Origin of the sequence: Nonomuraea sp. 3N208 (assembly GCF_052245935.1) — a bacterium.
In the GTDB taxonomy this organism is placed as follows: Bacteria; Actinomycetota; Actinomycetes; order Streptosporangiales; family Streptosporangiaceae; genus Nonomuraea.
This window is the reverse complement of the sequence record NZ_JBQQBR010000067.1, coordinates 17,237-39,102: the sequence shown is the minus strand read 5'-3', so window position 1 is coordinate 39,102 and position 21,866 is coordinate 17,237. Positions and strand designations below refer to the sequence as shown.

The 21,866-nt window shown below is 62.2% G+C and carries 16 protein-coding genes; 6 read left to right on the top strand and 10 right to left on the bottom strand.

Annotation, left to right across the window (positions count from 1 at the left end):
- Together ACTWPT_RS55160 and ACTWPT_RS55155 are read left to right on the top strand one after the other, a co-directional pair.
- The gene (locus ACTWPT_RS55160) at positions 1 to 2,613 is read left to right on the top strand and encodes a glycosyl hydrolase 2 galactose-binding domain-containing protein (RefSeq protein WP_443185571.1); all 2,613 of its coding nucleotides are present in this window, start codon (positions 1 to 3) and stop codon (positions 2,611 to 2,613) included.
- Positions 2,614 to 3,221: 608 nt separating this feature from the next.
- On the top strand, positions 3,222 to 4,139 hold the full coding sequence (locus tag ACTWPT_RS55155) for an SHOCT domain-containing protein (protein ID WP_443185570.1): 918 nt from the start codon (positions 3,222 to 3,224) through the stop codon (positions 4,137 to 4,139).
- Between the two features lie 629 nt (positions 4,140 to 4,768).
- Here ACTWPT_RS55155 and ACTWPT_RS55150 read toward each other — a convergent pair.
- The 7 genes from ACTWPT_RS55150 to ACTWPT_RS55120 all read right to left on the bottom strand — a co-directional run bounded on the left by ACTWPT_RS55150 (position 4,769) and on the right by ACTWPT_RS55120 (position 15,292).
- A complete protein-coding gene (locus ACTWPT_RS55150) occupies positions 4,769 to 6,322 on the bottom strand; it encodes a hypothetical protein (protein ID WP_443185569.1) in 1,554 nt (517 codons plus the stop codon).
- A gap of 100 nt (positions 6,323 to 6,422) precedes the next feature.
- Complete coding sequence (locus ACTWPT_RS55145) at positions 6,423 to 7,658, bottom strand: hypothetical protein (RefSeq protein ID WP_443185568.1); 1,236 nt, start codon at positions 7,656 to 7,658, stop codon at positions 6,423 to 6,425.
- A 432-nt stretch (positions 7,659 to 8,090) separates the two neighbouring features.
- A complete protein-coding gene (locus ACTWPT_RS55140) occupies positions 8,091 to 11,156 on the bottom strand; it encodes a type I restriction endonuclease subunit R (RefSeq protein WP_443185567.1) in 3,066 nt (1,021 codons plus the stop codon).
- Positions 11,153 to 12,388 (bottom strand): restriction endonuclease subunit S, encoded by a 1,236-nt coding sequence (locus ACTWPT_RS55135; protein WP_443185566.1) that lies wholly within the window; start codon positions 12,386 to 12,388, stop codon positions 11,153 to 11,155. Before ACTWPT_RS55135 ends, ACTWPT_RS55140 begins: the two co-directional genes overlap by 4 nt.
- Positions 12,385 to 13,206 carry a hypothetical protein gene (locus tag ACTWPT_RS55130; protein WP_443185565.1) on the bottom strand — a complete coding sequence of 274 codons (822 nt, stop codon included), beginning with the start codon at positions 13,204 to 13,206 and terminating at the stop codon, positions 12,385 to 12,387. Before ACTWPT_RS55130 ends, ACTWPT_RS55135 begins: the two co-directional genes overlap by 4 nt.
- Positions 13,193 to 14,872, bottom strand: coding sequence for a type I restriction-modification system subunit M (locus ACTWPT_RS55125; RefSeq protein WP_443185564.1), 1,680 nt, complete (start codon positions 14,870 to 14,872; stop codon positions 13,193 to 13,195). The genes ACTWPT_RS55130 and ACTWPT_RS55125 overlap by 14 nt, the downstream gene beginning before the upstream one ends.
- Before the next feature lie 255 nt (positions 14,873 to 15,127).
- Positions 15,128 to 15,292, bottom strand: coding sequence for a hypothetical protein (locus ACTWPT_RS55120; protein ID WP_443185563.1), 165 nt, complete (start codon positions 15,290 to 15,292; stop codon positions 15,128 to 15,130).
- A 428-nt stretch (positions 15,293 to 15,720) separates the two neighbouring features.
- Between ACTWPT_RS55120 and ACTWPT_RS55115 the strand changes: the two genes are divergently transcribed.
- Positions 15,721 to 16,344, top strand: a complete 624-nt coding sequence (locus ACTWPT_RS55115; protein ID WP_443185562.1) for an excalibur calcium-binding domain-containing protein — start codon at positions 15,721 to 15,723, stop codon at positions 16,342 to 16,344.
- A gap of 316 nt (positions 16,345 to 16,660) precedes the next feature.
- On the opposite strand, the gene ACTWPT_RS55110 is transcribed toward ACTWPT_RS55115, so the two are convergent.
- Positions 16,661 to 17,134: an NUDIX domain-containing protein gene (locus ACTWPT_RS55110; protein ID WP_443185561.1), complete on the bottom strand. Its 474-nt coding sequence runs from the start codon at positions 17,132 to 17,134 to the stop codon at positions 16,661 to 16,663.
- 54 nt (positions 17,135 to 17,188) lie between these two features.
- Positions 17,189 to 17,455: a winged helix-turn-helix domain-containing protein gene (locus tag ACTWPT_RS55105; protein WP_443185560.1), complete on the bottom strand. Its 267-nt coding sequence runs from the start codon at positions 17,453 to 17,455 to the stop codon at positions 17,189 to 17,191.
- A 630-nt stretch (positions 17,456 to 18,085) separates the two neighbouring features.
- On the opposite strand from ACTWPT_RS55105, the gene ACTWPT_RS55100 reads away from it, so the two are divergent.
- Positions 18,086 to 19,447 carry a helix-turn-helix domain-containing protein gene (locus tag ACTWPT_RS55100; protein ID WP_443185559.1) on the top strand — a complete coding sequence of 454 codons (1,362 nt, stop codon included), beginning with the start codon at positions 18,086 to 18,088 and terminating at the stop codon, positions 19,445 to 19,447.
- A 187-nt stretch (positions 19,448 to 19,634) separates the two neighbouring features.
- Here the strand turns inward: ACTWPT_RS55100 and ACTWPT_RS55095 are convergent, their stop codons facing one another.
- A complete protein-coding gene (locus tag ACTWPT_RS55095; protein ID WP_443185558.1) occupies positions 19,635 to 20,018 on the bottom strand; it encodes a GntR family transcriptional regulator in 384 nt (127 codons plus the stop codon).
- Positions 20,019 to 20,164: 146 nt separating this feature from the next.
- Here ACTWPT_RS55095 and ACTWPT_RS55090 point away from each other — a divergent pair, with 146 nt between their 5' ends.
- Both ACTWPT_RS55090 and ACTWPT_RS55085 read left to right on the top strand, forming a co-directional pair.
- The gene (locus ACTWPT_RS55090; protein ID WP_138666014.1) at positions 20,165 to 20,500 is read left to right on the top strand and encodes an SCO3933 family regulatory protein; all 336 of its coding nucleotides are present in this window, start codon (positions 20,165 to 20,167) and stop codon (positions 20,498 to 20,500) included.
- Positions 20,493 to 21,863 carry an FtsK/SpoIIIE domain-containing protein gene (locus ACTWPT_RS55085; protein ID WP_443185557.1) on the top strand — a complete coding sequence of 457 codons (1,371 nt, stop codon included), beginning with the start codon at positions 20,493 to 20,495 and terminating at the stop codon, positions 21,861 to 21,863. The genes ACTWPT_RS55090 and ACTWPT_RS55085 overlap by 8 nt, the downstream gene beginning before the upstream one ends.
- The last annotated feature ends 3 nt before the right edge of the window (positions 21,864 to 21,866 follow it).

The following is a 21,866-nucleotide window of genomic DNA, read 5'->3' as shown; positions in this document are numbered from 1 at the left end:
TTGATCATAATCCTGGCGCTGATCGTCGGCTTCGGTGTCGCAGGCACCGGCGGTGTTGTCACCGTCAGCTCCTCCGAATTGACCCGAGGCTGGTCACTCCGATCAGCGGAGGACGTCACCGACACCGGAGCCGCCATCTCCCAGGTGGGCTACGACACCGCTGGATGGCACCCGATCACGCTTCCCTCCACTGTCCTGGCAGGCCTGGTAGCAAACGGCGTCCACCAGAACATCTTCGTCGGGACGAACCTCCGGAAAGTCCCCGACCTAACCCAGCAAGAGTGGTGGTTCCGAGGCGAGTTCCCCGCTGTCCGCACCTCAGCGGGACAGGTGTACTGGCTCCGGTTCAAAGGGATCAGCTACCGCGCGCAGATCTGGCTGAATGGACGGCGACTCGATCCCGACGCCGTCGGCACCATGGTGAGCCGCGAGTACAACGTCACCCGGCTCATCCGTCCTGGCACAGCAAATGTGCTGGCCATCCGCGTCACCCCACCGGCGCGTGACTGCCAGGACCTCTCCTTCTGTACCGTCGACTGGAACCCTGAGGCCCCCGACATGAACGCCGGCATCTGGGGCAAGACGCTTCTCGACACCACCGGCCCTGTCGCGCTGAGGGATCCGTATGTCAAGACGACCCTCCCCCTGCCCGCGACGGACGCGGCCGACCTGACCGTGTACGTCGATGCGATCAACGCGACAGACACCCCGGTGACCGCGACCATCAGCGGATCCATCACCAAGACCGGCCGGCCCGCGATCTCCTTCAGCAAGGAGGTGACGCTCGACCCCGGCCAACGCAGGAATATCACCTTCGATACGAAGGCTCATCCACAGCTCCACGTCGCCAATCCCGCTCTGTGGTGGCCTCACCAGTTCGGCCAGCCGGAGCTCTACAGACTTTCCATGACCGCCGCGGTCTCGGGATCGACGTCCGACCGTAAGTCGATCGACTTCGGCGTCCGGCAGTTCACCGGCTACCGCACCACGGTCAACGGGACGTCCTTTGCGGGTTACAAGGTCAACGGCCGTCCCGTCCTGTTCCGGGGTGGGGGATACGTCTGGGACCTGCTCCAGCGCTGGGACACCAGAACCAACCAGGCCCACATCGACTACACCAAGAACATGGGCCTCAACACCATCCGTCTGGAGGGCACTCTCGGCAACGAGGAGCTCTACGACCTGGCCGACAGGACCGGGATCATGCTCATGTCCGGCTTCGTCTGCTGCAGCGCCTGGGAGAACGACAGGAGCTGGTCTCCCGAGCAAGAACGAGTGGCCTACGCCTCATTGGACAGCCAGATGAGAGGGCTGCGTCATCACGCCAGCAGCTTCCTGTGGACGTACGGGAGCGACCGGCCCCCCAGCGCGGCACGACTGGACGGTTACAAGCGCATCGCCCGCATGCTGCACTGGCAGAATCCCACCCTGGACAGCGTCGCCACCTGGGCAGATCCCAACGCCGGCATGAAGATGGACGGGCCCTACGTATGGGAGCCCCCCGTGCTGTGGTGGGACCCCAGCCGATCGGGCAGTGCATTCGGCACCACCGCCGAGCAAGGCACGCAAGCCCCTCCACCACTGGAAAGCCTGGAACGGTTCATCCCCCCGGACGACCGGTGGCCGATCGGCACAGTCTGGAACTACCACGCGGGCAAGCCGGGCACCCCCTTCGACCACATCACCCCGTTCACCGACGGGGTCAACAAGAGATACGGCAAAGCCGACGGCGCCGACGACTTTTCCCGCAAATCCGAGCTGCAGAACTACGAGACCACTCGATCGTTCTTCGAAGCCTGGAGCGCACGTCAGCACACCCAGACGTTCGGCACCATCTTCTGGATGCTGAACAACGCGTGGCCGTCGCTCCACTGGAACCTCTATGACTACTACTTCAAGCCAGGCGGCGGATATTTCGGCGCCAAGAAGGCCGCCGAGCCGATCCACATAAGCTATGACTACTTCACACGGAACGTGCACGTGGTCAACTCGACCCTCGCAGCTCGCACGGCACTGACCGCGACGGCAAGTGTCTATGACATCCCGTCTCTGACCCGGAAGTACACGGCCACCGCTCAGGTCTCCTCCCCGGCCAATGCCTCGGTGCGGGTGCTGAAAATTCCTCCCTTGACCGGCCTGTCGAGGACGTTCTTCCTGCGGCTTCAGCTCCGAGACGCCAACGGCTCGAGTGTCAGTGACAACCTCTACTGGTACTCCACGCGTCCTGACGCGCTCGGCAACGCAGATAACCACTACCAGACAAAGATCGACGGTTTCGCGGACCTGAGCAGCCTCAACAGGCTGGCTCCCAACCGGCACCTTGAGGCCGCGGCAACGCGTTCCCTGTCCGGCGGTCGAGAGACCGTCACCATCACGCTCACCAATGCCAGCCCAACCGATCTCGCCTTCTTCGTACGGCCCGAAATCACGGCGGGCGACAACGGCAGGGAAGTCCTGCCGGTCATTTACAGCGACAACTACCTCTCGCTCTGGCCCGGCGAATCCACCAGGATCACCGCGACCTACGAGACGGCCGCGCTGCACGGGCAGCTGCCTTACCTCAGGGTACGGGGCTACAACGTATCTAGCACGTCGACTCCGGTGCACCGCTAGGTGCTCACTACAGTGCCTTTCGCCTCGTGTTCCTTAGATGACGTCTCATTTGGTGAGTCGACGGTAGCAAATCACACCGCATAGAGGGCTACCGGCACGCACATCGAGTATTTGTACCAAAATTTACCGGACTAGGATTGACTCTTCAAAACACAAATGTTGCGCTGAAGAGAAAGGGTAATAGGCAAGAAAACAATGGTGGTTTTCTTATATTCCGTCGATTCTCTACTGCTTCTTATCTGGTCAGGCGTCACCTTCTTCAAGAAAGTTGCCACGAAGCGTGGAGATGGAAAGATTTTCAGAATCAATAGAGAGCGCTCAATGGACACTCAAGGAGAATGCACTCTGCGTGATTGAAGGTTTTCTTGTTTGGCTTGCTCTACTTCTTATGCTCATTAAGCTCCAGGTTCTCCTGTCGCCCTACGATATTTGATGGCCATAGAGTGGCTGGAGACAGAAACTGAGAGCTACGTTGGCTGTCGGGCGATACCGTTTACTCGGCTGCTTGGGGGGACGTCGTCCTCAAGAAATGAGTGGTGCTGAGACACGCGGCTGAGCAGACCGTTCGGCCGCTTGTCATTCGATCCCGTCGAGCTCGGGAGTTCCGAATGGATGACATGGACATTTCGCGCCAGCTCCGAGAGCTGGCCCAGTTGCGCTCCGACGGTTCTCTCACAGATGAGGAGTATGCCCTCGCCAAGCGGCGACTTCTTCCGCAACCCGAAGACCCCTCCTCCTCGGATAAGGCTGCCGAAAGTTCCGATGTACAGGCCACGGTCCCTCAATCGCACGGTGGCAACGTCCAAGAGTCGAGGGCCACCACAGCACGTTCGGATATAAGAACAGGCTTGACCGCCACCATATTCGTCGTCGGAGGAGCCACCGTTCTACTCATCTTCGTTATCCAGTCCATGACCTCCGCGCCTCTTGTGCTGTCCTCGGCTGGCTGGTGGATGCTTGGCATGGCTGCGAAAGAGGAACCCGCCCTCGGAGTAATGATCTTGCTGATTCCCATCGGGGCCGCTGAGATAGTTGCTCTGGGCGTGTGGCTACTCACACCGAACGTCGCACTGCGTTCCCGCCGCAATGCGTCCGTCATGGTCCTCATCTGCGCAGCCATGGTCGTGGTGATCTGTCTCGTCGTCCTGCTCATGATCCAGTCGGCCATAAACCAATCCGGGTCCTCGATCCTCGGGTTGAGCGCTCTGGATCTCACCGGAGGTGGCTTCTGGGTAATCCTCAGCGCTATGGGCATGGTCGGAGGGGCCGCGATAGCAGCGGCTGCCGCGGCCGGCGAGGGCGCTCAGAGGCTAGAGCCAGCCTCACCTCACGAGCCGAAACCTGCACATCCCCTGTCCATCGACCACCCCATGACGCAAGACACACCTGCGCACTTCCCTAGTCGCACAGAGGCCGAGGCTGCTATCACCGATCAGCCAAGCGCGGACCGCGATGCAGTTAAGGACTCCGGACGAAACAACGATGTGAGTAACAAAACCCGCGATGAGCCGCCAAGCCACGCCTGAGCTGGGCCATCGTCGCGCCAGATCGCCAACGGGCTCCAGCGGCGCGGTCACTCGGAGACGACGCGGGCCGACTCGTTGAAGGGAGATGAAGCCCCGCGCCTCGTCCCTACTCCGGGCTGGAATACGCCACAGTCGAATACGTCACAGCACACATGACCGCCTCCTTGCAAACGGGAGCCGGTCATGATGCAGAAGCTCGCCTCCCTGCCCAGGTGGTAGATACGGGCTGGTGGGATGTGGGGGCGCGAGGTGGCGTTGCTGTATCCGCTGCTGTACTCAGTCCTTTGGCCGGCAGCCCGCCTCGCCATCCGGTGGCAAGTGGACCCGTACCACAGGGCCGCCAGCCCCGAGGAACGGAAGCCACGCGGCGGCCAACAGCACCGCTCTTTAGGAGAGGGGAGTCCAAACTGCCTGTTGGAGCCGGTTGAGCTGGGCCAATAACCTATGAGACGCGTGCGCCGTCCAAGATCATCCCGAGCATGTCCCGACCTCAGTCGTGAGAGTAACACCGTCATCCGGCGGCCCACCCGGAGCGCAGACCTGACAGGTCCGAGCACCCGCCAGATCTGACGGAATGCTGTTGGATTGATCCAGTCGGAGTAGCTGGATCGAATACTCGGCCCAGTGGGTCAAGGCCGTGGATCTACGATGCGGACCATTTCGATGAAGCCCTCCACTCTCGTGAGGGTCTCCTCGTCCAACGGGTCGGGAGCGAAGTGCATCAGCTCGTTGCGTACCGCACGGATGAGTTCCAGTAGCTCGACGAAGAGCGCATGATCGAGCGGCCATTCCAGCCGGCTCCAGCGCGCGGGGGAGGCAAGTAGATGCTTGTAAGCCCCAAGCATCAGGTCGTTCGCCGAGCTTACCCGGGGGGCCAGATGCCTGGGCGCGGCCTCCCGAAGTTCGTCGACGGTGAAGACCTCGTCTGCTCGCCTTCTCAGTCGCCGCTCGGCCTCCTCCACCAGGACGAAGGGCCGCGCCAGATGACCGAACTGCTGTGTCAGATCGGCCGCAGTGATGATGCCAGTCACTTTCCTGTCGGAGTCGCAGACGAAGACGTAGCCCTTGTTGTAGATCTCGTTCACTTGGCTCAGCAGGTCTTCGTGATGATCGACCAAGCCGGCGGTTCGGTCCACTGCATCGGAGACGGTGCGGAGTTTCTGGCCTCGCATGGACGCCTTGCCGATGGACTCCCAACTCAGAGCACCGCGCAGGGTCCCGTTCTCGTCGATTACGGCCAGCTGTGAATACTTGCCGCTCAGCATCTTGGTATGGGCAATCTTGAGCTCGTCCTCTAGCCGCACGGAGGCCACACCCTTGTTCGCGGACTCCAAGACGCCGACCCGCAGGGTGATTGTCGGCAGGTCCGGGGCGTCCTCGACGTCGGGCTGCAACGACTGGCTGGGGATTTCCTTGGTGCTCTCCGGTTCTTCGCCGACGGGAAGGAGCTCGATGACGCTGTCGAACCAGCCCTCGGTGAAGGACGGCCGCGTCGTTATCCCCTTGGCGACGAGATCCGCCTCGATCCGGGCTACCGATGCCGAGGTTCGGCGAGTGACTCCCCAACGCTTGAGGAAATCACGGATGGTTAGCCGGATTGGCTCACCCATACTGTTGGCGATCACTCCGTTGAGAAGCTCGTGAGGGGTGGCGAAGCCCTCCAGCATGACCATTTCGTCCGGCGTGGGACCGGGGTCGACACCCTGCTCGGCGAGATTGGTGATGCGCCGGGGAGCTCCGAAGCGGCTGAGGGCGCAGACCGTTAGCAGGGAGCTCATGCTGTTGCGCAGGTCTTGCTCGATGTCGCTCTTGGTGATGTCGGTACGCAGCCATTCCACCGGCCGTACTTGGCGGAAACCAGGGTCGGCATCGCTCTCGTAGCGGTAGGGCCCGGTGACCCGGCCCACGGCAACGGTCGGCCGCGTCTTCAACGGGCACACGATGAGATCGCCGTCCCGGATCTCCCGGAGGAACCGCCATAACTGCCCTGTCCAGTTGGACAGCGTTGCCTTTCCCTCATGAGGGTAGTTCTCCGTGACCATTGCTGCGATGTCCGTACGGCTCTCGCAGGCGCTGAGGTCCCTCAGCTCGGACCAGCCCAGGATCACCAGCCCTTCCTTTAGGGCGGTGCTTTCCCGCTGCCCGGTCTCACCGAGTCGAACCAGCCATGCCCGCGACGTCATCGGCAACGCCTCCCTTGATCAACTTAATGTAATCAATGTAACATCAAAGAGAAGTTGAGCTTGAAACCTGCATAGATGAGTTATCTGCATCCGCAGATGCTTACCGCAGCCGATTGCCGTTTCCGAGCCGCTGATCTCCCTCCGCAAGGCCGAAGACCAGGCCCCGATCACGGCTTAGACTGGATCGAATCTGATCACGCACCAGATCGGTGCTAGCGCCGCGAGTGCCAATCCACCCTTGCCCTAGGAGTTCGGCGAACAGCGTGTTGGTCAAGTGGCGGGGTACTGTCGCGTAGCCGATTCGTCGTCCACCTTGGCCTCCCCGGTTCTTCTCTAGCAGGAGCTCAAAGTGTTCCCTACTCAGATACATACCTGGAACCAGATCTGTGTTGCCCGGCTCGAACTGCATCGGCTCGTGGAGCTTGAAGAAGGTGGCCGTGTCTAGCAGCCTAATATCAGTGGTATCAGCGCCGACCTTGCACTTTTCGTCAATGGCTTTCATGCGCTGAAGCTCGCTGTCCAGAATTTGACTCGGCCTGTAGACCCAGCCGGCTTGAGCTTCATGCTGGAACTTCTTGTACTGCACACATACGAAGCAGCCGTGAAACTCGTTGTAGTACACAAGGTCGACCCCGGTGAGGTGTTCGAGTGGACGTGTGTTCGCATAGAACACAGACAATCGACGCTTCCCTCTATAGAATCGTTGCTCCGTCCACGATGCTTGGACTTGCATCCAGCCCGGAAGATGCCGCCAGTCGTGGCGAATTACGTCGTCCTCGTACGGGCGTTCCGGAGGCTCCTCTTCGAGGAAATCGGCACGTAGGCCGAAGCCGGCCCAGTCACGCAGAGGCTCACGATCCATGTCGGCGGCGGTGAGGAGGAGCCCTGTCATATCGCGTTGGGTAGCGATGATCTGCGCGATGTCGCCACGCGGGGTATTTTGGCTGACCCGACTTTCCAGATCATCCAAAAGGTCGCTGAGATGTGGAGCCTCTTCCCGAATTGCGTCGATAAGCCTTCGTCCAAGGGCGGTCGAAAGTGGACCTTGAACACGAAGCGCATTGGCGTATCTACCGAGAAGATCAGACAGACGATCTGTCGGAATCTGGGGATCGATAGGCGAGAATTCTTCGATCCGGAAGCGACGCTCGTAGGTCCCTGCCAGGTTGCCAGGAACAGAGATGCCGAGCCCTACCACGTGCTCAACGACCTGACCTTCAACACGGTCCAGGAAGGCGACCAGGTAGCGACGCCGGAGCTTCCAGTCGCCGGTGGGGCCCGAGAATACCGGGTGCTCGACAAGGGAACGCCTCTCCGGCAGGAGACGGTCCCGCATCGCGGAGGTGATCCTAAGCAAGGCGACTCGGAGCTCGGATTTAGGCGCGGGATCGATTTGTGGGGGGCTGTCCGTCACATCTGAAATCATTCCGGATCTGGTTGTCCTTCGCCAGTGGCAGTGGACACGAGTATAGACTCGACACCTATGTCACCCAGGACAACGATTCAGGATGGCATAGATGCCACGGCTCGAGAAACGGAAGACCTGGCAAGCCGGACAAGCCTCCGCTGTAGGAGAGCGCGGGCTGCGACTTCCCCATAGGGGAGTTGACCTGCAGAAACGCGGTCTCAAAGTCGCTCGCCACCCCTGATCATCCCATGCATATCCCGCTGGTGCCTGACTGCGCCCGCCATCTGACGACATGTGACTCGAATCGCTGGGCCGTCAAGCCCCGAAGGAAAAACGGATGACCCGCGTTGGCGGTGTCTTTCAGGCCAGACCGAAGAAGCGCTCGAAGTATTCGTTCAGCTTCGTGATGACGCGCTGCTTCTTGGCGCCGAGATTGTTGTCCTTCGCGAAGCGGGAGACCGGTGGCAGGATTTGGGTGATTGCCGTTCCGTTGGTTGCGATCGCCCCGTCGCGGAAAGCCGCTTTGATGAACGACTTCGTCTGCTCGGGCCGGAGGCGCTCGGCGTCGATGATTTCGGCGAGTTCGGCTTCTTGTCGATGGATGACGAAGATGCGCCAGTTGTCGCTGACCTCGCCGGTGACCGATATGGAGTCGACGAAGTCCATGATCAGGTCCTTCTTGTTCCGCAGCGACGGGCTGGCGTCGACGGCGTCCTCGATGGCACGTAGTGGCGTCCTGCCTTCCTTGCCCATCTTGGCTTGGCCCTCGTCACGCCACCTCTGCACCAGCATCAGGATGTAGTCGATGTTGACCTCAACCTGCTTTATGAGCTCAATCTCGAATACGACGTCGTCGAGGATCGATTCCTTCTCACCGGCGTCGCGCTTGCGGTGCTTCTCCCATAGGGCGTTGTAGACGCTGGTGTAGTTCTGCAGCTGTCTCGGGGTCAACGACTCGTCCTCGGCGAACTCGTCGAAAGAGGTCAGGATGTTGCGCAACCTCAGGATCTGGCCGAAGAGCACGACAAATGCCTTCTCGGCCGCCTCGCCGTACGGTTCGATGCTGGGCGGATACTGCTCCAGGAGCTGCTCGACCAGACTGACGTACGCAGCATGGTAGTCGGCGTACGGCTTGAGTAGAACGATACCTCGAGCCTCGGAGCTACCGAAGAGCGCCAACGCGTCGTCGACGGCTTTCTCCAAGTTACGGAAACAGACAATATTGCCGTAGGTCTTGACCGAATTGAGGATCCGGTTGGTGCGGGAGAACGCCTGAATCAGCCCGTGGGACTTGAGGTTCTTGTCCACCCACAGCGTGTTCAGCGTGGTTGCGTCGAACCCGGTCAAGAACATGTTGACGACGATGATCAGGTCGACCTCACGCTCCTTCACCCGACGCGAAAGGTCCTTGTAGTAGTTCTCGAATTTCGCCACCGAAGTGTCGTACATCGTGCCGAAAGCTGCGTTGTAGTCACTGATCGCACGTTCGAGGAAATCGCGGGAGGAGGCGTCGAGTTGGTCAGTGTCCATCGCCTCGTCATCGAGGACACCGCCGACCTGCTCGTCCTCGTTGGCAGCGTAGCTGAAGATCGTGGCGATCTTGAGCGGCTGGTAGGACAGGTCCGCGGCTGCGCGTTCGGCCTGTTGCCGAGCGAACTCGTCATAGTAGATCTTCAGCGCGGGGATCGACGCAGACGCCAGCATCGAGTTGAAACCACGCACCCGTTTCTCACCCAAGCTGGACCCCTGAGTGCGCATGGTCTTGGTATCGAAGTGGTCGAGAATGTAGCCCACGTTCAGTCCGATTCGCTCGGGATTGCGCAGCACCTCTTCGGTGTCGATGGCCTCGACCTGTTTGTCCTCGACATCGTCCTTGGCTCGCACCGTATTCAGGTAGGAGACTCGAAAGGGCAGCACGTTTCCGTCGTTGATCGCGTCCACGATCGTGTAGGTGTGCAGTCGGTCGCCGAAGATCTTCTCGGTAGTGTCCTTAGCCGCGCCCCCCGCGTTCTCCGGGAAGATCGGGGTGCCAGTGAACCCGAACAGGTGGGAGCGACGGAACGCCTTGCGCACTGCATTGCCCATGTCGCCGAACTGGCTGCGGTGGCATTCGTCGAAGATCAGCACCACACGACCCGTGGTGATCTCGTGGCCCTTGTTCTGCTCGATGAACCGCGACAGCTTCTGGATCGTGGTCACGATGATCGTGGCGTTCGGGTCTTGCAGCCGCCGTTTGAGCTCCGCGGTCGAGCGTGACCCGTTGACCGAGTCCTTCTCGAACCGGTTGTACTCTAGTAGCGTCTGGTAGTCGAGGTCCTTGCGGTCCACAATGAAGAGGACCTTGTCGATGCCCTCCATTTTCGAGGCCAGTTGCGCGGTCTTGAACGACGTCAGCGTCTTGCCCGACCCAGTGGTGTGCCAGATGTAGCCACCAGCCTCCGACCTGGTCGACTTTATGTTCCCCGAGGAGACGATCCGCTGCAGGATCCGCTCGGCCGCCACGATTTGGTAGGGCCGCATCACTAGCAGCGTGCGGGAGACGTCGAAGACGCTGTACTTCGTCAGCACATTCAGCAGCGTGTGCTTGGCGAAGAAGGTCCGGGTGAACGCGGTCAGGTCACCGATACGCCGGTTCTTCGCATCGGTCCACCAAGAGGTGAACTCGAACGAGTTCGAGGACTGTTTCCGTGCACGCTTACCGCCCTCGGCCTCGGCCACCTTCCGTGCTCGCGTCGTGTTCGCGTAGTACTTGGTGTGCGTGCCATTGGAGATCACGAAGATCTGGACGTACTCAAACAGGCCGGCATCGGTCCAGAACGACTCCCGCTGGTAGCGGTTGATCTGGTTGAACGCCTCCTTCAACGGCACGCCGCGCCGCTTCAACTCCACATGCACGAGCGGCAGCCCATTGACTAGGATCGTCACGTCGTACCGGTGCTTGCGAGAAGTCCCAGCCCCCCCATCGACCGTCTCGTACTGGTTGATCACCTGAAGCCGGTTGGCATGGATGTTCGACTTGTCGATCAGTTTGATGTTCTTGCTGGTGCCATCGTCACGCGCGAGGACCTGGATCGGGTCCTCCTGGATGCGCGCCGTCTTCTCGACGACGCCCTCGTTCCTCGAAGAGATCTTCTTGGTGAAGAACCATCTCCACTCGGCGTCGCTGAAGACGACGTCGTTCAGAAGTTCCAATTGACGGCGTAAGTTCGCCTCCAAGCCGGCCGCCGACGTGATGTGGAGCCACTCGTACGCCTGCTGCTCCAGCAGCTCGATGAACGCGGCCTCAAGCTGAGCCTCGGACTGGTAGCCCTGATCGCCGCCGTCATCCAGCTCGTATGTCGCGACCACCGTCGCCTCGTCGGTCACCGCGATTGGCTCGTACCGCAGCGCCGAGTCCGGTGCCTCCACGCCGCCGCCCTGGCTCACGCAACCCACTCCTCGAACGTCAGCAACTTGTCCCGGTAGTACTCACACTGCTTCCGCCGAGCCTCAATCTCTGCTGATAGCTCAGTGGAGATGTCGGCCACGAGGTCATCGAACTTGTCCAGAATCGAAACGATCCGCTTCTGCTCATCGATGGGCGGGATCGAGATCGGCCAACTGGCCATGTCCGCGATTGGGATCCGTTCGACGGTTGCTCCGCGCACCGTCTTCTTCCTGATCAGGGCTTGAAACTCGGGGCCGAGATACGCAAGCGTGAGAAATCTCGGGAACACCTCGGACTCCTTTGGCCGCAGAAGACCCATGCGACGGCCAAGGGCGGCGGGCTCATCTCTATCCCAATAGGCGGCCTGACCAAGGCGGGTCTCGTACGAAAACAGAGTATCCCCTGGCTGTGGAGCCACCCGACGAGTCCACGCGCCGAGCTGCTCAACACTTAGATGGGCGGATTCCTCAAGCCTAATTCTCCCGTTTCTCAAGGAGGAGATACTGAGATACCAGGGTCCATCATCAGTCTTGCGTGGAGTCGCATGTGGCCCATCAAAGACATCAGCGATATCGCCAATGACGGTTCGTCGCCAATCGTCGCCCGGCGTTAGGAGGTAGTTCCAGTAGAAAGCATTCTGGGCAGTGCGGGCTTGCAGCTCAGTTTGCAGTTCAGCTTGCAGTTCAGCGTGCAGCTCAGTCATCTTATCGAGGATCCGTACGATCTCACGCTGCACCTCAGGTGGAGGAACCGGGATCGTGACCCTACTCAGGCCACTACTGGAGAGCCTCTTCATTTTGGCGCGGGAGACATGCTGTTCCTTTTCAGCCCGGAAGGTACTGGTCTGGAAATAGTAGGAGACGTAGGTCGGATCGAGTTCACTCCGGAACACGAACGAGTCATCGTGGAACGCGACCTCTCCTTCGCCGAGCCAAGCCACGGCCTTGCCCACGTCCTCGACCGTCTCCCCGACGCCAGCAACGATCACGTCCCCCGGCTGCGCGTAGCGCAGTTGGTTGCGCAGGTCCTCTCTTACGTGGGAGATCGTAGATTCCGTGGACACGCCGTATTCAGTGTAGATTTCCCCGTAGTGGATACAGGGGATACCTTCCTCGACCATGTGAGCTTTGGTAAAGCGGCGTCCCCGGATGAAGGTTCCGATCTCGCCGAGCATCTTGACCTCAACACCATCCGGGCAGTGCTCGGCAAGCAGCCTGTCGATCTCACTCATGGCGCCATCGCCCCACTCGAAGGCACGTTCAACTGGTTTATACTCCATCCAAGCGCATCGATCGCCCGCTTCATCTCCTGATCGCTGGCGACATTCTGAATGATTCCGATGACTAAGCTTCGGCAGGGGTGGTATTTCTGCAGGGCAATTTCCTCGGTTGAATCTCCGTGGACGATCTCACTCAGCTCATTGAACAACTTGTATCCGTCACCGGAGAATGCCGTCGGAATGATATGATGTTGTTCATCAACCTCTTGCAGGAGGTTGCGGAACGGCTTGCGACCATCCTTTTTTCCGGTGGTGGGTATGCCTGCAATATCTGCAACCTGCTTGGTGATCGCTTCGAAGATCTTTCGAAGGTAAACCATAGCCCCCGTACCAAGCTGGACCTCGTAGGCGAGCTGCGCACGCTCCAGCAGATCATCGAAATCACCGGTGCCGGTGCCCGCGCCGACTTCGACCCTACTCGCCATGCCGCGCCGGTTGTCTACATAGCGCTCCAACCGCACGATCGGCGCCTGTCCGTCCAGTTCATCCCTGGACACCACGAGGAACCAAGCTTCTACGGTCGCTTTACAGACTGGGCATTTGAGGCACGCGTCGATGCTCACCACCCGATCACCAACGCCGAGGCAGGACAGCTTGTCACCCGACATGAACGTCCGAACGTCGTCGCAGGTCTTGCACTTGAAATTGATAGCGACCTTGCCGACCTCGATCGTCTTGTGTTTACCCCAAGGCAGGCGAGCATTGAGGAAGCGCTCTACCTGTGCCTCCGCGTTGGCAGGGGCTTTGGATAACAATTCAGACAGTCGCATCGTCGGATTCCAGGTCACCGACAATGGCGTCGATTTGGGTGCGCAGCTCAGTTTGGCGGGCGACTATCCGAGCAATTTCGGCGTTCAACGCCTTGATATCGACCGCTTCGCGGGTGTCCTCGGCCGCGACGTACGAACTGACCGCGATGTTGTACTTGTTGTCACGGATGGTCTCGTAGTCGACCATGGCCGCGAAGTGGTCGATGGCCTCCCGGCGCGTGAACGCTTCCAAGATCTTGGCTTGGTGGCCAGCGGCGAGCTTGTTCTTATTGCCCTGACGCATGAACTCGGCCGAGGCGTCGATGAAGAGCACCTGGTTGTCGATCTTCGACTTCCTCAGCACGATGATGCAGGTCGCGATCGTCACCCCGAAGAAGAGGTCCGGTGGGAGCTGGATGACGGTGTCGACGTAGTTGTTGTCGATCAGGTACTTGCGGATCTTCTGCTCCGCACCGCCGCGGTAGAGCACACCGGGGAACTCGACGATCGCGGCCGTGCCGTTGACCGCCAGCCATGACAGCATGTGCATCGTGAATGCCAGGTCTGCCTTCGATTTCGGCGCCAGCACACCGGCGGGGGCGTACCGCTCGTCGTTGATCAGCAGCGGGTTCGAGTCACCTTCCCAGCGCGTGGAGTACGGCGGGTTGGAGACGATCGCCTCGAACGGCTCGTCGTCCCAGTGGTACGGGTCAATCAGCGTGTCGCCGTGGGCGATGTCGAACTTCTCGTACGGGACGTCGTGCAGGAACATGTTAATCCGGCACAGGTTGTAGGTGGTCAGGTTGATCTCCTGACCGAAGTAACCCTGCCGGACCCCATTGGGCAGCACCTTCTTGAACTTCAGTAGCAGCGAACCCGAGCCACAGGCGGGGTCGTAGACCTTGTTCACCTCGGTCTTGCCGACAACGGTGATCCTAGCGAGCAGCTCGGAGACCTCCTGCGGTGTGTAGTACTCCCCGCCGGACTTGCCGGCCGAGGACGCGTACATCTGCATCAGGTACTCATAGGCGTCACCGAACAGGTCGATGGTGTTCTCGTTGAACTCGCCGTTGCCGAAGTCCAGCGACCCGATTGCATCGAGGAGCTTGACCAGCTTCTCGTTGCGCTTCGCGACGGTCGGGCCGAGCTTGCCACTGTTGACGTCGAGGTCGGCGAAGAGTCCCTTGATGTCATCCTCGGAGGCGGCACCAACCGCGCTGGCCTCAATGTTGGTAAACACCCGTGCCAGAGTCTCGTTGAGGTTCTCGTCCCTGCTAGCCCGCTCGCGCACGTTCGCGAAGAGGTCCTGGGGCAGGATGAAGAAGCCCCTCTCCTTGACCGTCTCCTCACGCCCGAGCTCGGCAGCCGCGTTGGACAGGTAGCGGTAATCGAAGTCCTCGTTGCCTGCACTGCGTTCGGCCTCGTTGAGGTAGGCCGTCAGGTTCTCGGAGATGAACCGATAGAACAGCATCCCCAGCACATACGCCTTGAAGTCCCAGCCGTCCACGCTTCCACGCAGATCGTTGGCGATCTTCCAGATCACCCGGTGAAGCTCGGCTCGCTCCTGCTCCTTCTTACGGTCCTCAACATTGATATTCCAGGCTGGCGCGGTCATCACAAGATGAAGTCTTACCAGAGCCCGCCGACATCTCGCGTCACCAATGGAGGAAGATGCCCAAAACCGCACCAACGTGAATGCTCGTCGTTACAGCCCTGCTGACATCGAGGCCGCGGCCGACACCGGTAGCGGGGAAGCCCTCCGCCGCTTTGTGCAGGATGCATACTTGATCTTGCACCGGTGAACCGTACGCCTCCAGCCGGGAAACCCCCGTTATCCGGTGGCAAGCGGACCCGGAGCGCAGGGCCGCCAGGCCCGAGCACCGGAAGCCGCGCGGCAGCCGATCGCCCCCACCGGTTCGAAGATCGCCGAAGTGAGCGATCGTCACGGCGTTAACAGGTGACGTCTGGCATCCAAGGGCGCGCTGGGCGGTGCGTGCCCGGACCGGCCGAAGAGCCGCAGCCGGGCACGCAGATCGGCCAGCGCGCCCGGCGGACCGCGCAGCGGTCCGCCCTTGAAGTCGTAGAGAAAGTTCTCATCCGCGGACACGTGGACAGGACACGTGGCCCAGTGTCGGGTCTCATGACCTGCATGAGACATCGTGCTCAGGACGTGGACGGCCACCGCTCTGCTGTCCTGTGTGAGGTGGGCTGAACGTGGCGGCCTGTTATGTTACGGGATCTTGATCTTGGCTGTGTAGCGTTCCAAACGCTTGTCTCCGAGCACGGGAAGGGAAGGCCGCCGTTCCCATGTCACGCCGTTACAACCCCCCGCCCAACTGGCCGGCTCCGCCTCCGGGCTGGTCCCCTCCGGCCGGATGGCGACCTGACCCGTCTTGGCCGCCCCCACCTCCTGGCTGGCAGCTGTGGATCGACGACCCGATGCCCAGCTGGCTAAGAATTGTGACGCGCGTTTACCTGGGACCTGCACATACCCCGCCCGCACGGAAGGTCTTACGTGCGGGGCTTCTCGGCCTGTTGACGCTGGGCATCCTGACAGCGCCCTTCCAGACCCCGAACGCCTCCCCGGTCGCGAATGAGCGGGTGCCCGCTCAGAGTTCGCCCGCTCCGGAAGTAAGTGAGAGCGCCTCATCGGTACTGGCCTCGCCCACCCAGCCGCCCACTCCCGCAGCGGACGGTGCCACGATTGCAATGCCTGATCTGCGGGGGCAGGATGCCGCAAGCGCACGGCGACATCTGCTGAAGTTGGGCGTGCGAAGCATCGGCATCGAGTCCGTCAACGGGAAACAAGTGATCATGGAGTCCCTCTGGACCGTTGTCGGCCAATCCCATAGGCCTGGGACGGCAGTCACACCAGACACCCCGATCACCTTGAAACTAGACAAAGTCCAGGAGCCGGAACCGACCAAGGCCGTCGAGCCGCAGGAGTCCCCCGCAGAGGAGCCACGAGAAACCGAGCCTGCAACCACCCGGCCTTCACCGAAGAAGACGACGCAACCTCCGGCACCGGCGACAGACCCTCGCTTCGACACGTGCGGGGAGGCGAACGCTCATGGCTACGGCGACTACCAGAAGGGCGTGGATCCCGAGTACGACTGGTATGAAGATCGCGATGGCGACGGCATGGTGTGCGAACAGTGAGCCAATCGGGTTGGCCTCGGGTGGTGCATCGAGCTGGACGGTTCGGCGGCTGGACACAGGCTCGTGCGGGCCGTCGTGGTAGCCGATCCGGCGAAACATGGTCGACGCCCTATTCCGTGGCAGCCAGGATGTCGGGAGTCGCTGAGTTGGGTCCCGGTGCTTCTCGGCGTGCTTGACCGGCAAGTAAGGCACGCCGGGTCCGCTGCCCCCGTGCGCAGGCCGCGCAGTTTCCGGTCACCGCCGGAGCGGAGGGCCGTGAGTACGCCGACAGCGGCTGCTGTCACGGTCGATGCTTCACACTGTTGCTGCCCCTGGTTCAGCCGATGTGCGGGCCATCGCCTTGGAGGTAGTGGCTGATCCTGAGCCGCATGGAGCGGTGCATGCCGTAGTTGCCGACCTCGTGCCGCGGTACCCAGCGCACTTCCCGCGACTCCGTACTCGGCGTTGGCTGGCCGCTTACGGCCCGCGCCGTGAGCACCAGGGAGAACTCCTGGCGGACCTCGTCGTTGCTTGTGTAGTGGATGACGTGGCCGGGGTCGCTGTAGGTGCCGACCAGGCCCGTGATCTCGCAGGTGATCCCGGTCTCTTCGAGGGTCTCCCTGATGGCTGCCTGAGGGATGGATTCGCCCAGGTCGATGGCGCCGCCGGGTAGGGCCCAGTTGTCGTTGTCGGAGCGGCGGATGAGCAGCAGCTCGCCGGCCTCGTTGGTGACCACGACGTTCACGGACGGGACGAGGCTGTTCGCGGCAGGCGCGCTCGGGTCGTTGTAGTAGTCGATCCGCTTGCTCACGCCCGGATCTTACGCCGCCGAGGGCCTGTCGTTGAGGGCGTCGGCGTCCTCGCTCTATTCGGTTTCGGCGTCGGCCTTCACGAAGCTGCCCAGGTTGGGGACGGTGTAGACCTTGCCGGCGCCTCTGAGGCGTTCCATGGCCTTGCGTATGGTGGGGCGGGCGACTCCGAATTCTTCCATGAGCTTGACTTCGGAGATCTTGAACTTGGGTCCCCACTCGCCCGAGTCGATGCGCGTGACGAGGACCTCGAGGATCTGCTCCCAGCGGGAACGGTCCTCATCGAACTCCCAGGTGCGCGTGTGCTCGACATATCTGGCCACAGTATGAGAGTAGGAGGGCGTTTCACGGCCCTTCATGTCGGATCGTGGAGTTCCATGGAACTGCATGGGATAGACAGGCACTTACAGGCTTGCTAGCTTGGAGGTATGGCGTTGGTGAGCGAAGGTCCAGGGCCCCTCCGGGTGGGGCTCCGCACGTGGGCTCCGGCTGGCCGCCCTGTGAGAGCGCGCGGTGCGGTTGGAGTCGGCTACTCGCTCACCAGCGCCTGTTCATCGGTTGCGGTCCGCGGATCCTGCCGGCGCCGCGTTGGCGATCGCGCGACAGAAGGACGGTGAGCCTGGTGGCGGACTTCGGTGAATTCCACGGCATGCACCCTGCCTCACCTCGCCCGGATGCGGTACCAGTGAGGTGGTCGCCGGTCCAGCGGCGTGCGGAGCGAACGCGTGTCCGGGCCTACACCTGCGAATGCCTGTCTCTGGTTTTCGAGCAGTGTCTGGCTGGCGGGCAAGGGTTCATACGGCGGTACGACCGGTCAGTCTTTCCGTGGGTCGTCGTCGAAAGCCCGTGGGTGAGGGTCGCCCATGCTGAGGAGCTGTGGCGGCAGCTTATGAATGGGGAAGCGAGGTGACGACGCGCCGACCGCGCAGCCCTCGCACACGTAGCGTCACAATGTGCAACTGATCTGTGACAAGCGTTTCCGCAGGTCGAAGGCCGATCTGCGGTTCCGCGTGCTCTCCCACTGGCAGTTTTTCTGCCAGTGCCGCAGGTCATCCGTCTTATCGTCGAAGCAAGCGACGGCGAGAGGGAGGGGCGGGGACGTGGCGACAGAGTACGTGACGCAGGGCCAGCGGATCGCGCGGGCTCGTCACCGCAAGGGGTGGGATCAAGCCACTCTCGCTGAGAAGATCGGCCGTTCTGTCTCCTGGTTGTCGAAGGTGGAGAACGGACGGTTGCCTCTGGACCGTATGAGCGTGGTCGGGCAGCTCGCCGAGGTGCTCGGGGTGGAGGTCGCTGAGCTCACAGGTCAGCCGTACCGGCACGAGACGACGGAGCTCGACTCCGGGCACGCGACGGTACCGGAGCTACGGCTCGCGCTTCAGCAGGCTTCGTTGCCCAGCGGAGTGATGCTGCGAGCGACCAGAGAGCCGCGGTCGCTGCAGGAGCTTGAGGCGAACGTCCGCCTTGCCGAGCAGCTTCGCCAGGACGCCAAGTTCACCGCGCTGGGAGAGGTGCTGCCCAGCATCCTTACCGATCTCATCGCCATCACCAACGACTCGTCGGCCGATCGCGATCGAGCCGAAGCGTTGATGCTGCGGGCCTGTCACATGGCACGGGTGTCGTCCAACCTTCTGGGGCATCACGACCTGGGGTGGACTGCCGTGCAACGTGAGCTTGTCGCCGCTCACCGCGTCGGCGCCCCTGACCTGGTCGCCGCGGCGAGCTGGGATCTGTGCGGCGTGTGGCTGCACGAAGCGCAGCTCGATCCTGCCAAGGACGCGGCTCTGTCGGCGCTCGATCAGATCGAACCGCATGTGAGTACGGACGACACGATCAAGGCGATGTGGGGTGCGCTGCACCTGCGGGCCGCTGTGGCGTACTCGCGACTGTGGGATCAGCGAGAGGCCGAGAGCCATCTTGAGGAGGCTCGCCGGGTCGCCGAAGTACTGCCGCGGGACGGCAACGTCTTTCAGACGCAGTTCAACCAAGTGAACACGACGATCCACGCGGTTGAGGTCAGCATGGAGCTGGGCCGGCCGCGCGATGTCATCTCCCGGGCCGAACACGTCGAGATCGCCCAGATCGCCTCGTCGGAACGTCAGGCTCACTACTGGACCTGCACCGCGGCGGGCTACCACATGAACAGAAAGGACAACGAAGCTGCTGACGCTCTGCTTCGTGCCGACCGGATCGCGCCTCAGCACGTCCGGAACCGTCCACTGGTCCGCAACATCGTGCGCGACCTGAGGGACAGCGGCAAGCTGCATCGTCAGCGCGAGATTCTCAACCTCGCCAAGGTGATGCGGCTGCTCTGAGCACGACAACGGAGGGCTATCCGCGCAATGGCTCCCCACCCGTCAGGTAACCCGGGGGCGCTTCGGCGTCCTGCCTACACAATGGGGTGGTACGTGGGTCTCAGTGAGATGGAACGACAGATCCTGCTTCGCGAGCTGGCGGAGATCGCGGCCGACTTGGCCGAACTTCAGCGGCGCGCGGTCAGGATCACTTCTCGGCTTGATCAGGACGAGTCCGAGCGTCTAGCTCGTCCAGCCTGACCGTCAGCTTCTGCACGTGCTGACGGATCTCGCTTAGCTGCTCGGAGATGATGCGGAACTCTTCGCTGTGCTCGCCAGGGGTAGGGCCGGCGGTCTCGTCGTCGGGGGTCCGGCTGACGAAGCTGCCGGCTCCCTGGCGGGTCTCGATGAGTCCCTCGTCGCGGAGGACGGCCAGGGCGTTGCCGATGGTCATCATGGCAACGCCGTACCGTTCCGCCAGCTCGCGGGCCACGGGGAGGCGCTCCCCGACCGGATACCGGCCCGATGCGATGTCGCGCCGGATGTCTTCGGCAATCCTCAGGTACGGCCGGCGCCGGTCAGTGGTTGCCATGCCTCCACAGTAGCGGTTCTAGATGCCTAGGTCTCTGGGCAACCTGTAAGCAATCTCGGAGCTCCAACCAGCTCTATGAGTTTGCAGCGCTAGATACCTAGGTATCTTTATATCTAGAACAACACCTCAGAAGGAGACCAGCTCTCATGCGCACAATCCCTATCCCCGTCGACACGTCCAAGCTCGTGATCACCTGCGTCAAGTCGCCCAAGCCGCGGCTGCTCAACAAGGACACAGGCGAGATCAAGACCGACAAGAACGGCAACACCGTCTACGAGGTCACCGTCTCCGTGGAAGACGAGTTCGGCCGGATCGAGCTCGTCAAGATCGGCACGTCGGGGGAGCCCCCGATCAGTGCTGGTCAGCAGGTCAACCCCACGGGCCTGGTCGGCTACGTGTGGGAGATCGCCGGCCGGTGGGGCATCTCCTACCGCGCCGCGGCGCTCCTACCGGCAGATGCGGGGGAGCCGCTCCGTGTCTGACACGCACCTCCTGCTGCTCGGAGTCCTGGCCGCTTCGGCGGCCGGGCTCTGGGCCTGGCGCCGCTGGCACTACCGCTCGTTCTGGCTCGTGGTCGCCTTCCCGCTGACCGCGATCAGCGTGTGGGCCACCTGGCGCAAGGTCGCCCTCGGCTGCGGGCTCACCAAGAAGCGGCAGCGCTTCTGGTTCACCACCGTCCCCGGTCTGGTCGCCTCGACCGGCGTCGTCCGCGTCCGGCGCAAGTGGCAGCGCATCGCCGTGGACACCAAGCCGTTCATGTGGCTGCCCAGGCCCACCCGATACGGCTGGCGGGTCACCCTGCACACCCTTGAGGGCCAGATCCCCGCCGACTACGCCGACGCCGCCGAACGGCTCGCCCACTCCTGGGGCGTGCACGCCGTCCGCGTCTCGTCCCCTCGTCCCGGACGGGTCGTCCTGTCCGCCACCGTCCGCGATCCACTCGTTCGGGTCGAAACCCTGCCCTCGTCACCCGAACTGCTCAAGGTCATCGTGGGCCGTCTGGAGACCGGCGGCCCCTGGACCATCGACTTCAAGACCGTCCCACACTGGCTCAACGCCGGAGCCACACAGTCCGGCAAATCCAACCTCGCCAACGCCCTGGTCCAAGGGCTCGCACCGCAACCGGTCGCCCTGGTCGGCTTCGACCTCAAGGGCGGCGTGGAGTTCACCCCGTACAACCCGCGCCTGTCGGCGCTGGGCACCACGCGGGCAGAATGCGTCGCTCTCCTGGATGACCTCGTTGGCCTGATGACCAGCCGCATGGCCCAGTGCCGCGAAGCCGGCGCCCGCAACATCTGGCAACTACCGGACGACCAACGCCCCGTGCCCATCGTCGTGCTCGTCGACGAGCTGGCCGAGCTGTACCTGATGGCAGACAAGAGCGAGAAGGACGAGATCGCCAAGACCTCGACCGCGCTGCTGCGGGTGGCCCAGCTCGGGCGGGCGTTCGGCATCTATCTGTTCTGCTGTGGCCAGCGCATCGGCTCCGATCTCGGCCCAGGCGTCACCGCCCTACGCGCCCAGTGCTCGGGACGGATCTGCCACCGCGTCAACGATCCCGAAACCGCGACCATGACCCTCGGCGACCTCGACCCCGCCGCCCTCGCCTCGGCCCGCGCCATCCCCGCCGAGACACCGGGCGTCGCGATCGTCGCCTCACAGGACGGCCAGTGGTACCGCGCCCGCTCCTTCTACGTCAGCGAGCAAGCCGCCGAGCACGCCGCCACCGCCTACGCCGACCAGACACCGGCCTGGACGGACGTCATCTCCGGCCACGCCGCGCAGATGAGCGACGCCGACCTCGCCGACTTCCTCGACTCCATCCCGGACCCGCGAAAGGCCTGAAAC